The organism is Streptomyces sp. NPDC086549 (genome assembly GCF_044746205.1).
In the GTDB taxonomy this organism is placed as follows: domain Bacteria; phylum Actinomycetota; class Actinomycetes; order Streptomycetales; family Streptomycetaceae; genus Streptomyces.
Genome location: NZ_JBIVBS010000005.1, coordinates 247,072 through 259,547 on the forward strand (window position 1 = coordinate 247,072; position 12,476 = coordinate 259,547).

Annotated in this window: 11 protein-coding genes and 1 pseudogene; 5 read left to right on the forward strand and 7 right to left on the reverse strand. The window is 70.8% G+C overall.

Annotated elements, in window-relative coordinates:
* Positions 1-115 precede the first annotated feature (115 nt).
* Entirely contained in the window at positions 116-1,552 is a 1,437-nt protein-coding gene (locus ACIPSA_RS18990) for a dihydrolipoyl dehydrogenase family protein (protein ID WP_402635989.1), read from the forward strand.
* A gap of 48 nt (positions 1,553-1,600) precedes the next feature.
* Here the strand turns inward: ACIPSA_RS18990 and ACIPSA_RS18995 are convergent, their stop codons facing one another.
* The gene (locus ACIPSA_RS18995; RefSeq protein WP_402635992.1) at positions 1,601-2,296 is read right to left on the reverse strand and encodes a peptide deformylase; all 696 of its coding nucleotides are present in this window, start codon (positions 2,294-2,296) and stop codon (positions 1,601-1,603) included.
* Positions 2,297-2,431: 135 nt separating this feature from the next.
* On the opposite strand from ACIPSA_RS18995, the gene ACIPSA_RS19000 reads away from it, so the two are divergent.
* On the forward strand, positions 2,432-3,832 hold the full coding sequence (locus tag ACIPSA_RS19000) for a PepSY-associated TM helix domain-containing protein (RefSeq protein WP_402635995.1): 1,401 nt from the start codon (positions 2,432-2,434) through the stop codon (positions 3,830-3,832).
* Between the two features lie 147 nt (positions 3,833-3,979).
* On the opposite strand, the gene ACIPSA_RS19005 is transcribed toward ACIPSA_RS19000, so the two are convergent.
* The 3 genes from ACIPSA_RS19005 to ACIPSA_RS19015 all read right to left on the reverse strand — a co-directional run bounded on the left by ACIPSA_RS19005 (position 3,980) and on the right by ACIPSA_RS19015 (position 5,386).
* Complete coding sequence (locus ACIPSA_RS19005; protein ID WP_402635998.1) at positions 3,980-4,342, reverse strand: tetratricopeptide repeat protein; 363 nt, start codon at positions 4,340-4,342, stop codon at positions 3,980-3,982.
* A 74-nt stretch (positions 4,343-4,416) separates the two neighbouring features.
* Positions 4,417-4,863, reverse strand: coding sequence for a MarR family winged helix-turn-helix transcriptional regulator (locus ACIPSA_RS19010; protein ID WP_402636001.1), 447 nt, complete (start codon positions 4,861-4,863; stop codon positions 4,417-4,419).
* A gap of 55 nt (positions 4,864-4,918) precedes the next feature.
* The gene (locus tag ACIPSA_RS19015) at positions 4,919-5,386 is read right to left on the reverse strand and encodes a MarR family winged helix-turn-helix transcriptional regulator (RefSeq protein ID WP_402636004.1); all 468 of its coding nucleotides are present in this window, start codon (positions 5,384-5,386) and stop codon (positions 4,919-4,921) included.
* 393 nt (positions 5,387-5,779) lie between these two features.
* Between ACIPSA_RS19015 and ACIPSA_RS19020 the strand changes: the two are divergent.
* Together ACIPSA_RS19020 and ACIPSA_RS19025 are read left to right on the forward strand one after the other, a co-directional pair.
* A pseudogene (locus ACIPSA_RS19020) lies at positions 5,780-6,708 on the forward strand (galactosylceramidase); the annotation flags it as partial.
* 498 nt (positions 6,709-7,206) lie between these two features.
* Complete coding sequence (locus tag ACIPSA_RS19025) at positions 7,207-8,514, forward strand: RICIN domain-containing protein (protein WP_402636684.1); 1,308 nt, start codon at positions 7,207-7,209, stop codon at positions 8,512-8,514.
* Positions 8,515-8,631: 117 nt separating this feature from the next.
* On the opposite strand, the gene ACIPSA_RS19030 is transcribed toward ACIPSA_RS19025, so the two are convergent.
* The 3 genes from ACIPSA_RS19030 to ACIPSA_RS19040 all read right to left on the reverse strand — a co-directional run bounded on the left by ACIPSA_RS19030 (position 8,632) and on the right by ACIPSA_RS19040 (position 11,470).
* Positions 8,632-9,033 carry a tautomerase family protein gene (locus tag ACIPSA_RS19030; protein ID WP_402636007.1) on the reverse strand — a complete coding sequence of 134 codons (402 nt, stop codon included), beginning with the start codon at positions 9,031-9,033 and terminating at the stop codon, positions 8,632-8,634.
* Between the two features lie 190 nt (positions 9,034-9,223).
* A complete protein-coding gene (locus ACIPSA_RS19035; RefSeq protein WP_402636011.1) occupies positions 9,224-9,967 on the reverse strand; it encodes an SDR family NAD(P)-dependent oxidoreductase in 744 nt (247 codons plus the stop codon).
* Positions 9,968-10,051: 84 nt separating this feature from the next.
* Positions 10,052-11,470, reverse strand: coding sequence for a carboxypeptidase regulatory-like domain-containing protein (locus ACIPSA_RS19040; protein WP_402636014.1), 1,419 nt, complete (start codon positions 11,468-11,470; stop codon positions 10,052-10,054).
* Positions 11,471-11,624: 154 nt separating this feature from the next.
* Between ACIPSA_RS19040 and ACIPSA_RS19045 the strand changes: the two genes are divergently transcribed.
* Complete coding sequence (locus tag ACIPSA_RS19045) at positions 11,625-12,194, forward strand: TetR/AcrR family transcriptional regulator (RefSeq protein WP_402636017.1); 570 nt, start codon at positions 11,625-11,627, stop codon at positions 12,192-12,194.
* Positions 12,195-12,476: the final 282 nt, after the last annotated feature.

Sequence of the window (12,476 nt, forward strand, 5' to 3'; positions counted from 1 at the left end):
AATCCTTCTTCCTGCTGTGAGGGCGAAACCGTCCGCACAACACGGCGGCCCGGGTACCTATTCCGCGCACGTACCCGTGTGGCCACCGCGCACACCACCCACCACACTGATGTCCATGACGGAAACGGAAACCATCGCGTACGACGTCGTGGTGCTCGGGGCCGGGCCCGTGGGGGAGAACGTCGCCGACCGCACCCGCGCGGCCGGCCTGTCCACCGCGGTCGTGGAGAGCGAGCTGGTCGGCGGCGAGTGCTCGTACTGGGCCTGCATGCCCAGCAAGGCCCTGCTGCGCCCGGTCATCGCCCGCGCCGACGCCCTCCGCCTGCCGGGCCTGAGCCAGGCGGTCCAGGGCCCCCTCGACACTGCCGCGGTCCTCGCCCGCCGCAACGTGTACACCTCGCACTGGAAGGACGACGGCCAGATCCACTGGCTGGAGAGCATCGGCGCCGACCTCCACCGCGGCCACGGCCGCCTCGCCGGACCCCGCACGGTCACCGTGACCGGCCCCGACGGCGAGCTCAAGACCCTCACCGCTCGCCACGCCGTCGCCGTCTGCACGGGCACCCGCGCGCAGCTGCCCGGCCTGCCCGGGCTCGCCGACGTGAAGCCCTGGACCAGCCGCGAGGCCACCAGCGCACAGGCCGCCCCCGGCCGGCTGATCGTGGTGGGCGGCGGCGTGGTCGCCACCGAGATGGCCACCGCCTGGCAGGCCCTGGGATCCCAGGTCACCGTCCTGGTCCGGGGCAAGGGCCTGCTGTCCCGCATGGAGCCCTTCGCCGGGGAACTGGTCGCCGAGGCGCTCACGGAGGCCGGCGTCGACGTCCGCACCGGCACCTCCGTCGAGTCGGTGACGAGGCAGAACGGCACGGTCGTGGCGGTCACCGACGCAGGCGACCGCATCGCGGCCGACGAGATCCTCTTCGCCACCGGCCGTGTCCCGCACACCGACGACATCGGCCTCGACACGGTCGGCCTGGAACCCGGTTCCTGGCTCCCGGTCGACGACAGCCTCCGCGTGACCGGCACTGACTGGCTGTACGCGGTCGGCGACGTCAACCACCGCGCCCTCCTCACCCACCAGGGCAAGTACCAGGCCCGCATCGCGGGCGCCGCCATCGGCGCCCGCGCATCCGGCGTCCCCCTCCTGGAAACGGACCCCTGGGGCGCCCACGCCGCCACCGCCGACCACCACGCCGTACCCCAGGTCGTCTTCACCGACCCCGAGGCCGCCGCCGTCGGCCTCTCCCTGGCGGAGGCGGAGCAGGCCGGACACCGCGTCCGGGCCGTCGACGTCGAGTTCTCCTCGGTCGCCGGAGCGGGCCTGTACGCCGACGGCTACCGGGGCCGCGCCCGCATGGTCGTCGACCTGGACGAGGAGATCCTGCGCGGGGTCACCTTCGTCGGCCCCGGCGTGGGCGAACTGATCCACTCGGCGTCGATCGCGGTCGCCGGCCAGGTGCCGATCGCCCGCCTGTGGCACGCCGTGCCGTCGTATCCGACGATCAGCGAGGTGTGGCTGCGGCTGCTGGAGGCGTACCGCGACGGGGCCTGACGGCCGTTCGTACCGGTTGCCCGCCGACCCCTGCCGGTTGCCCTTTCCTCACGGCATGGGCAGGGGGAAGCCGAGGGCCGCCGCAGCGGCGTCCGGTGTCGGCTGCGCCCACCGTTCCGCCATCGCCTGGTTCGAGGACAGCGAGCGGAGTTCCGCGCGGTCGAGGTAGAGCATGCCGTCGAGGTGGTCCGTCTCGTGCTGGACGATGCGGGCCGGCCAGCCGGTGAAGACCTCGTCGACCGCGCGGCCCGCCTCGTCCTGCGCCCGGAGCCGCACTTGGGAGTGCCGGGCCACCACAGCCTGCCAGCCCGGGACGCTCAGGCAGCCCTCGAAGAAGGCGGCGCGGGCGGTGCCGACCGGCTCGTACCACGGGTTCACCAGGACGCGGAACGGCTGCGGCACCCGGCCCCGGGCCAGCCGTACCTCCTCCGGCACGGGCGCCGGATCCTCGATGACCGCGATCCGCAGTTCCACCCCGACCTGCGGCGCGGCGAGCCCGACGCCGGGGGCCGCGTGCATGGTGACGCGCAGGGCCTCGATGAAACGTGCCAGCAGGGCGGGCTCCAGCTGCCCGTCGAACGGCTCGGTGCCGCGCCGCAGGGCCGGGTCGCCGGCCGCGACGATGGGCAACGGGCCGTCACCGGCGAGGAGTTCCTCGACCCGCTCGGTGAGGGGCGCACGAACAGCGCGATCAGTGCGATCGGCACGATCAGCGCGGTCGGCGTGGTCACTGGGAGATGCCATCGCGTCAGCATGCCACGGCCACCGGCAGCCCCCTGCGTGACGCAGGTCACTTCAAGGGCTGGGAACTCGGCCCCCTCGGGTCCCGACTACTGGACCGTCATCCCCTGAGGAACGAGTCCCCGGAGAAGCCCGCCGATGTCCACCGCTCCCTCGACCGCCACGGACGAGGCTCCCCAACCGTCGTCCCCGTCACCGGCTCCGTCCCCGAGCCGCTGGGCCCCGCTGCGTCCCCTCGTGCTGCGCCTGCACTTCTACGCCGGAGTGCTCGTCGCACCGTTCCTGCTCGTCGCCGCCGTGACCGGCCTGCTGTACGCCGGTTCCTTCCAGGCCGAGAGGATCGTCTACGCGCACGAGACGACCGTTCCGGTCGGCAGGACCAAGCTGCCGCTGTCCGAGCAGGTGGCCGCCGCCCGCAAGGCCCACCCCGAGGGCACCGTCTCCGCCGTGCGCCCCTCGCCGGAGGCCGACGCCACCACCAGAGTGCTGCTGTCCGGCGTCAAGGGCGTCGACGCGGACCACACCCTCGCCGTCTTCGTCGACCCGTACACCGGCAAGGTGCGCGGCGCGCTCGAACAGTACGGCTCCACCGGTGCGCTGCCGCTGCGCACCTGGATCGACGAGCTCCACCGCGACCTGCATCTCGGCGAGACCGGCCGGCTCTACAGCGAGTTCGCCGCGAGCTGGCTGTGGGTGATCGCGGGCGGCGGTCTGCTGCTGTGGTTCTCCCGGCGCCGTGCGCTGCGCAAGATACGGGGGACCAGCGGGCGGCGCCGCACGCTCGGCCTGCACGGCAGCGTCGGCGTCTGGGCGGCGGCCGGGTTCTTCTTCCTGTCGGCGACCGGTCTGACCTGGTCCACGTACGCCGGTGCCAACATCGACGAACTGCGCACCTCCCTCGGCCAGGCCACCCCGTCGGTGTCGGCGGCCGCGACCGGCGGCGAGCACGCGGGACACGGCGGCGCGGCCGGCACGGGCGGGAACGCCGAGCACGGCGTGGGCCTCGACAAGGTCCTCGCCGCGGCCCGCGCGAAGGGACTCGGCGACCCCGTGGAGATCGTCCCGCCCGCTGACGCGAACTCGGCGTACGTCGTCAAGCAGGTCCGGCGCAGCTGGCCGGAGAAGCAGGACTCGGTCGCCGTCGACCCGGCCACCGGCCAGGTGACCGACGTGCTGCGGTTCGACGACTACCCGGTGCTCGCCAAGCTGACCCGCTGGGGCATCGACCTGCACACCGGCGTCCTCTTCGGGATCGTCAACCAGATCGCCCTGGCGCTGCTCGCGCTCGCCCTGATCCTGCTGATCCTGTGGGGCTACCGCATGTGGTGGCAGCGCGGCCGGGGTTCCGCCTTCGGCCGGCCGATCCCGCGCGGCGCCTGGGTGCAGGTGCCTCCGTACATCCTGGTCCCGGCGATGGCGGCGGTCGCCGTGCTCGGCTACTTCGTCCCGCTGCTCGGCATCCCGCTGGCCGCCTTCGTCGTGCTGGACGTCGTCCTCGGCGAGTTCACCCGCCGCAGGGGGCGGGTCGCCGGCGAGTGACGACAACGCGGCAGATGTGCGCGCCAGACCCCGCGTCTGCGGCATGATCCGCCGGACAGGCCCCAGGGCCGTGCCCGTGCGGACCCTGCACACGAAGAGCGGGGCCCGGTTCCTGGTGAACCGGGCCCCGCGTGCCGAGTGTTCCGCTCAGTCGCGGTCGCGGTCGCGGTCGTCGAAGTCGCCCGCGAGCGCCGAGGCGATGCGCAGGTGCCGCTCCGCCTCCTCGTGCCGTGCCTGCCGCTGGAGCGTGCGGCCCAGCATCAGCCGGGCGTAGTGCTCCACCGGGTCCCGCTCGACGATGACGCGCAACTCCGCCTCGGCGCGGCGCAGTTGGGCCGAGTGGTAGTAGGCCCGCGCCAGCAGCAGCCGGGGTCCCGTCTGCTCCGGCGCCTCCTCGACCAGCCCGGCCAGGACGCGAGCCGCGCCCGCGTAGTCCTTGGCGTCGAAGAACCGCTGCGCGCGCTCCCAGCGCTCCGCCGCCGTTCCGTGGTCGTAGTACGTCGTGTCCACTTGAGTCTCCATCCGAGTCCCCACTCGTGACCTCCTTCGAGGCCGACAACAGAGCCCGATGGTTCAATATTCCACTACTTTTTCGGGGTGGTCAGCTCGGCGTTGGCCCGCTCCGTGACCAGGGTCAGGACCCGGCCGGCGACGGCCCGGTCCTCGTCGGAGATGCCGTCATAGATCCGGGCGGCGACCGCCCCGGTCTCGGCGGAGACCTTCGTGTACAGCTCCCGTCCGGCGTCCGTGATCCGTATGTGCGCCGGCTCCTCCTCGGCCAGCAGCCCGGCGGCGATCAGCTCGTCGATCGTGCCGTGCGCGTCGGACGCGTCGGCCTTGACCGCGCCGACGACGCCGTCGGCGAGCGTGTCGCGTCCGGTCGGGCCGTCCGCGACGGCGACGAGTCGCAGGGTGACACTCTGCTGGAAGGTGACGCCGTACGGGGCCAGGACGCGCTCCAGGACGGCGCGCGCGGCGTAGTGGGCCAGGCCGATGACGCGGCTGTCGACGATGGGTGCGGTGGTGGTCATGACTGCTCCGTCTCGTTGTCGGACGTGCTGAACGGGTCAAGACGTGCTGAACGGGTCAAGGCGTGCTGAACGGGTCAAGAGGTGCGTCGAGGAGGGTTGCCAGGTCGCGGGTGAACTCCCGGGTCCGCGGGCTGTCGAGTCCGCCGAGCGGCTCCAGCAGCTGTCGCAGCAGCCCTTGCACGACATCGATCGCCCGCCGGGTGACCTCGCGGCCCTGCTCGGTGAGCGCGAGCTGTACGGCACGCGGGTCGTGCGGATCCCTGGCGCGTTCGAGGAGCCCGGCCGACTCCAGGCTGCGGGCCAGCTTGGACACGTACAGGGCCTCCAGGCCCGTGTGGTCGGCGAGTCGACGCTGACTGGGTCGCAGACCGGAGCGCTGCATGCCGTACAGGGACGCCACCAGCGAGTACTGCGCGTGGGTGAGTCCCAGCGGGGCCACCGCGCGGTCGACCGCGACCCGCCACTTCATCGACAGCCGCCACACCAGGAAGCCGGGCGTGGCTCCTTCGGAACCGTTGCTCATGAGTAGATACGGTACATGGATACTATGTACATGGCTACTATCATCCTGTGATGCCGTCCGGGCGGCCGCACGACGGTGTTCCGGCCAAGTTTCGACATGAATGAACAGATGTAGGGATGATCGCCGTGTCGCGGGTCGTCGAAGTGAGTACTCGTGATGGTGTGACCACCCCCTGACCTGGGTGGATGAATGCCCCCCGGGATCGTTGAACTTTTATCTGTGGTATAGACCTTGACGGTCAAATCAACACGACCTCACACTGTCGCCCAAACCTCCACGGACGGCTCGGCTGGCGCCCTCTGGTGAGAGCGCTCTCTGAAGCAGTCTCATCCCCACCGGAGAAGGGACGACGCTGTGCAACGGACCTTGAGACGCCTCCTGCCCTTATGGGTCATGGCTCTGGTGGCCGCCCTCCTCTCGGCCGGTGTGCCCCCGGCCCGGGCGGCGGCAGGCACGACGATCACCGTGGACGGTGGTCAAGGCGGCCGGACGTTCGACGGGATCGGTGCGATCAGCGGTGGCGGTGGCAACTCCCGGCTGCTGCGGGACTATCCGGCCGCCCAGCAGTCGCAGATCCTGGACCACCTGTTCAAGCCGGGCTACGGTGCCGACCTGCAGTTGCTGAAACTGGAGATCGGCGGAGACGCCAACTCCACCGACGGCGCGGAGCCGTCCATCGAGCACACCAGAGGGCAGATCAACTGCGACGCCGGCTACGAGTTCTGGCTCGCCGAGCAGGCCAAGGCCCGCAACCCGGACATCAAGTTCTACGGACAGGCCTGGGCGGCCCCGGGCTGGATCAACGGCGGGTTCTGGTCGACCGACACCATCAACTACCTGATTTCCTGGCTGGGGTGCGCCAGAGAACACGGTCTCACCGTCTCTACCTCGGCGGCTGGAACGAGAAGGGCCACAACGTCGACTGGTACATCCGGCTGCGGTCGGCGCTGGACAACGCCGGATACGGCGGCGTGCAGATCGTCGGCGACGACTCGGGCTGGAGCGTCGCGGAGGACATGGCGGACAACGCGTCGTTCAACGACGCCGTGTCGGTCATCGGCGCCCACTACCCCTGCGCGGGCGGTGACGGCGGAAACGCCGAAACCTGCTCCAGCACCACTACGGCGAGGAACAACGGCAAGCCGCTGTGGGCTTCGGAGAACGGTTCGCTGGACATGGACGGCGGAGCGCCGACGCTGATCCGCTCGATCGTGCGCGGATATGTGGACGCGCGGATGACCGCGTATCTCAACTGGCCGCTGATCGCGGCGATCTACCCCAACCTGCCGTTCAACACGGTCGGCCTGGCCACCGCGAACTCGCCGTGGTCCGGGCACTACGCGATCGGTGAGAACACCTGGGCGACCGCCCAGGTCACCCAGTTCGCCCGGCCGGGCTGGAAGTTCATCGACTCCGCGTCGGGGTACCTCGGCGGAGCCGAGCCCAACGGCGCCTATGTGACGCTGAAGTCGCCGAACGGGTCCGACTGCTCCACCGTGCTGGAGACCACCACCGCCGCTTCGGCGCAGACCGTCGACGTGCAGGTCAAGGGCGGCCTGTCCACCGGCGCGGTGCACGTGTGGGCGACCCGGGTGAACAACCCGAGCCCGTCCACGGACTTCGTACACACCCAGGACATCACCCCGGCCGGGGGTTCGTACACGCTGACCCTGCAGCCCGGCTGGATCTACACCGTCACCACGACCACCGGCCAGGGCAAGGGCACCGCCGGCGCGCCCGCCGCCCACGCCCTCGCGCTGCCGTACGACGACACGTTCGACAGCGATCCCACCGGCACCGAGGCCAGGTATCTGTCCGACATGCAGGGCTCGTTCGAGGCACGCCCGTGCGCCGACGGCCGGACGGGGCAGTGCGTGCAGCAGGTGACCCCGGTCAGACCGATCGAGTGGCAGGACGACTCCGACGCCTTCTCGCTGCTCGGTGACCCGACGTGGAGCGACTACACCGTCAAGCTCGACGTCGATCTGCAACAGGCCGGTACCGTCGAACTCCTCGGCCGGGCAGGCACCCAGAATCGTCCGCAGAGCCACCAGGTCGCCTACCGACTGCGGGTGAGCGACACCGGCGCCTGGTCCATCGTCAGAAGCTCGGCGGCCGGCAACCTGAGCACGCTGGTCTCCGGCAACCGGGCAGCGCTGGGCACACACGCGTGGCACACTCTCGCCCTCGGTTTCTCCGGCGACCGGATCACCGCCACCGCGGACGGCGCCACCCTCGGCACCACCACCACCGACCCTTCCTTCGCGGCGGGCCAGATCGGCATCGGTGTGGTGGGTTACCAGACCGACCAGTTCGACAACCTGGCCGTCACCGCCAACGCACCGGGCAACCGAGGCGGCATCCTCAAGGGCCGCCAGTCCGGTCTGTGCGCGGATGTGCCCGGGGCGAGCCGGACCAACGGCACGCAGGTCGCGCTGTGGGACTGCCAGGGCCAGGCCAACCAGACCTGGACCCTGACGCCCTCCGGCCGACTCACGGTCTACGGTGGTGCGAAGTGCCTGGACGTCAAGGGGGCCGCCACGGCCGACGGCACGGCGGTGCAGATCTACGACTGCAACGACTCAGCGGCCCAGCGGTGGACCGTGGGCAGCGACGGCACGGTCGTCAACCCCGGCTCGGGCAAATGCCTGGACGCCACCGCGGGCGGTACCACCTCCGGCACGCCGCTGCAGATATGGACCTGCACCGGCGGCACGAACCAGACGTGGTACCGCGGCAACACCACTGCCGCCTACAAGGGGAAGCAGTCCGGCCGCTGCCTGGACCTGCCTGGCGGCAACCAGTCCAACGGCACCCGCCCGGTGCTGTGGGACTGCAACGGGGGCACCAACCAGACCTGGTTCTCCACGGTGAGCGGTGAACTGACCGTCTTCGCCAACCGCTGCCTGGAGGCCGCGGGAGGAGCCACCGCCAACGGCACCCCGGTCCAGATCTACGACTGCAACGACACCTTCGGGCAGAAGTGGCGGGTCCGCTCCGACGGCACGATCGTCAACCTTGCTTCCGGCACGTGCCTGGACGCGATCGACGCCGGCACGGCCAACGGCACCCGGCTGCAGCTGTGGACCTGCAACGGCGGCGCCAACCAGGTGTGGGCCAGAAGCTGACGGGCCGTTCACCTCAGCCGGCGCTGCCCGGCTGAGGTGAACCCGCTCATCCCGCTCACCCCGTCGCCCGCCGGGATGCGTCGCTTCGCGAGACCGGCCTCTCCGCGGGGCGACCGTTCAGGCCTCGCTCTGGCGCAACCACTCCTTTTCCTCGCCCGGCTCGGGCAGCACACGACCGCCTTCGACAGCGGAACGCGCGGGGCTGTCCTGGAGCACCACCATGATCTGGGATGCGTCCACCCCGGAGATCCGCGCGGTCGCCGAAGACAGTTCCAGCGCCAGTCGCGTCGCCTCCTCCTGCGGATGGCCCCGCCGCACCCAGCCGGTGAGGATCAGCGGTCTTCCCGGCCGACCGCCCGCGAAGACACTGTCCGCGGGCAGTTCGGAGAAGACCACGTTGACGTAGGCCGGTGGCACATGATTGATGTCCGCGTGAATCCCGGTGATCTCGGCTGCCAACAGGGCCTTCGACTCACCTGTCAGGGTTCCCTGGGCGGCGGTGCAGGTGTAGATGGGCATTTCGACTCCTCGACCGGCCGCCGCGGCAGCGACCTCCGCGCATCACGATTACCGGATCTCTACCGTGGTTCCTCGCCGTGGGGACACCCCCCACGGACGGATCAGCCGCGTGGGGGACGGCCGAGGCCGGCATGCGGGTCGACAGGTGCCGTCGACCTCCGCAGGACCGTCTGCGGTGTGTGCCGTCCGGCTAGAAGCCGTTGCGTGCACCGCCGTCGACCGACAGCATCACGCCTGTGACGTACGAGGCGGCCGGTGACAGCAGGAAGGCGGCCGCTCGGCCGAACTCCTCGGGAGCCCCGAAGCGGCGCAAGGGGACGTCGGCGACCGCGTCGGCCGCATCGCCCTTGAGGGCCTGGAGTTCGCGGGCCCGGTCCGTCTCGACGTAACCGGGAAGCAGCCCGACGACACGGATGCCCCGCGGACCCAGCTCGTTGGCGAGGCTCTTGGCGTAACCGGCCAGGCCTGGCCGCAAGGCGTTGGACACGGCGAGCCCCGGGATCGGCTCGTGCACCGAGGTGGAGAGCACGAAGCCGATGACGCCGCCCTCGCTCAGCTCTTCGGCAGCGGCACGGGCCAGCCGTACGGCGCCGAGGAAGACGGATTCGAAGGCGTCGCGCCACTGGCCGTCGTCGACGGTGTCCGAGGTTCCCGCCCGGGGTCCGCCGACGCTGATGAGCACCCCGTCGAGCCGCCCGAAGCGGCGCGCCGCCCCGATGAGCCGTGCCGGGGTCTGTGCGTCGGCGTTGTCGGCGGCGACGCCGATGACCCGGTCCGGCTCGCCGAGTTCCCGGACAGAGGCCAGGGACTGCTCGCTGCGACCACTGACGACCACCTTCGCGCCGTCCGCCAGCAACTCGCGTGCCGTAGCCCTTCCCAGTCCTCGGGTGCCGCCGGTGACGACGTACACCCGGTCCTTCAGTCCGAGGTCCATGACTGCTCTCTCCTGTTCACTCGCCGACGCTCTGACGCGTGGCCTCTTCGGGTTGTGTGGGTATGACGACCTGCCCTCCCCGGCTCACCGGTTCACACCAGCGCGAACGGTCGTAGGGCGGGAGAACCGGTCCTGTGGCGTCGCTCCGTACTGTCCGTACTGATGGGGCATCGGAGAACCCGTGTCCCCGTCAGTCCGGCTGCGCAGCGTGAAGTCGGCGCGGATGATCGAGCCCGGCTCCAGCAGTTGCCGCTGTACCTGTGGCTTCCTGCCGAGGGAAGAGGCCACGATGGTGAGGGGGCCCTCGGGCAGACCCGCCACGGCGTACTCGCCCCGGGCGTTCGTCGCGGTGCGCACCAACTGCCGGCCGCGGACGTCCATGACGGTGACCGCGGCATGGCGCAGCGGCTGCCGCACACCGTCGCGGACGGTGCCCACCAGCGTCGGCACCGGCTCGCCGAAGTGGTGGCCGTGGCCGGGCATCGGCATGGGGGTCAAGGTCTCCAGGGAGGGGTCCTCCACCGGCGGCTCAGCCACGTCGTCCGACTCGGCACCGATGCCCTGCCAGGTGGCTGCGCGGCGCCGGCGCCAGGCGTCGAGGCCCAGCAGTCCGAGGCCCGCCGTGATCCACGCGCACAGCACGAGGACGGGCTTGAGCACCCCTGTCCCGTGGAAATACAGGACTCCCCGGAGAGCGTCGACCGCGTTGCCCAGAGGCATGACGGCGTGCAGGTACTGGAAGAACCCGGGCAGCATCGGCACGGGGGCCACGCCGCTGGTGGGCGTGCTCAGCACGATGAACAGTCCCATCCCCACCCCGGGGAAGAACTGCTTGGTGAACGGCGCCAGGCCGTAGGAGAACGTGGCCACTGCCGTCGTGAGCAGGAAAGCGATCCCGAGGGCGGCCGGGTTGTCCGGCAGGTAGCCGAGGCCGACCCCTACGAGGTCGCCGATGACGGCGAAGAGACCGGCGACCCCGACGATCGTCAGCAGCTTCTTGCGGCGGTTGAAGGTCACCGCACGCAGCAGGGTCGTCGCAAGCAGGTAGCCGGGGATGTTCCAGGCGGTGCCGAAGTAGACCAGGGTGGTGCCCGTCATGTCCTTGCTGGCGGTGGGTGCCACGTCCGTCACGGTGAGCGGCGCGCCGACGGTGGGCGTGAGCCCGGCGAAGTCCTTGGTCAACGCCTGCAGGAGGGAATTCCCGTTGGCCTTGGCCACGTACAGGACCGGGTGACCGCCGGGGACGTAACCCGCCACCGCCTTTCGGTCCAGCACCGCGCGGCGGGCGGCCCGGGCATGAGCCACGGAGGTGACGTCGAACCCTCCGGGGTACTGACGCCGCAGCGCGGTCTCCACCTTCCCTTCGGGGACACGGCCGGCGACCACCACCTTGGCGTGATGCGGCTGAGGCGCGTGCAGGGCGGGGGCGAAGCAGAACAGGAAGCCCAGGAAGAGTGCCACCGGGAACCACAGTGCCTCGGCCAGGGTTCTGGACGTCGACATGCTCTGTCCCCCGCTCGTGACCGGGGCTGTCTCCGCCTCCATGGCGTCCCTCTCCGTCTCATCCGCCGGCCGTCGCCACGGCCGCCCTCGTTAATGTACCGATCGGAACACTTACTCGGTGGACCATATGCGTACCGACCGGTACAGTCAAAACGTGCCCCGTCCTCTCAACGTCGAGAAGCGCGCCGAGCTGCTGGAACAGGTCGTGCAGTACCTCCAGCAGCACGGGCTCGCCCAGATGTCGCTGAACCCGCTCGCCCAGTCGATCGGCACCACCAAGCGCATGCTTCTGTACTACTTCGGCAGCCGTGAGAACCTGCTCGCCCAGGTATGGGCGTCGCGCCATCCCGACGCCCACTCGATGTTCGACGACGTCCGTGACACCGCCGACCTGCGGCGGGCCGCTCTCTCCCTGTGGGAGGCGATCACCATCGGGGAGCAGGCCGGACCCGTGCGCCTGCTGCTGCAGCTGCTCAGCCTGGCCACCACCGACCCGGACCAGTACGGCAGCCTCGCCGCCGAATCCGTCGAGGTCCTGGTCGGCCCGATCGAAGCCGCCTTCATCCGGCTGGGCCGTCAGCCGCAGCAGGCACGAGCAAGCGCCACCCTGCTGGTCTCCGGTCTGCGCGGACTGTGCCAGGACCGTCTGGTCACCCATGACATCGCCCGCACCGACGCGGCCGCCCGCCAACTGATCGAGGCAGCCATCGCCACGGCAGGCTGACACCGGCCGAGCACTGACGAGGCGCGGCGTCGACGATGCTGTTGCAGCCGCTGAGGCGCGGGGGTCCGGCGGCGGGCTGCGCTCACCGAGGCGACCCCGGTCGAGGCGAAGGAGCGTCTGTCGGCCCACGCCATCAGCAGCTGGAAGGTGTTCCCGGTGCCCCCTCGGACACTTGTGAGGAGCGCACCGGCGGTTGAGGCGTTGCGCTCGGCCTCCGCCGCCGACATCGGCGACGGAGGCCGGACCACGTGCGGGGACCGCCGTCGGCCGACCGGTCGTTCC